The organism is Mesorhizobium sp. M8A.F.Ca.ET.165.01.1.1 (assembly GCF_004792065.1).
Lineage (GTDB): Bacteria > Pseudomonadota > Alphaproteobacteria > Rhizobiales > Rhizobiaceae > Mesorhizobium.
Genome location: NZ_SRTH01000157.1, coordinates 1 through 329, shown reverse-complemented (window position 1 = coordinate 329; position 329 = coordinate 1). Strand labels below are relative to the sequence as shown.

The following is a 329-nucleotide window of genomic DNA, read 5'->3' as shown; positions in this document are numbered from 1 at the left end:
CTGGCGAAATGCCTTGCTTAGACCGCCTTGCGGGCGATCATCTTGATCTCGTCACGAACGATGCCGAGATCATGGAGCTGACGGTTCGAAAGCCGACCCAGCTCGGAAACCGTCTCGCGATAAACGCGCCAGTTACGGTAGCTACGGATCAGGTTCATTGTCTTACTTTCTCAAAACTGGTTCGGACCATTTGCGGTCCGAAGCGGAATTAGACCGCCTTGCGGGCGACGTAGTGGATGTCGCTGCGGCTGATGCCGAGGTCGGTCAGTTCACGGTTGGACAGGCGGTTCAGCTCGGAAACGGTTTCCCGGTAGCGGCGCCAGTTGCGG

Annotated in this window: 2 protein-coding genes; both read right to left on the bottom strand. The window is 58.1% G+C overall.

Annotated features, from left to right (window positions below):
• Positions 1–17: 17 nt before the first annotated feature.
• The gene (locus tag EN808_RS35540; RefSeq protein WP_071096637.1) at positions 18–158 is read right to left on the bottom strand and encodes a DUF1127 domain-containing protein; all 141 of its coding nucleotides are present in this window, start codon (positions 156–158) and stop codon (positions 18–20) included.
• Positions 159–208: 50 nt separating this feature from the next.
• Positions 209–329, bottom strand: a 121-nt coding sequence (locus EN808_RS35535; RefSeq protein ID WP_135918246.1) for a DUF1127 domain-containing protein, incomplete at its 5' end; no start/stop codon positions are given.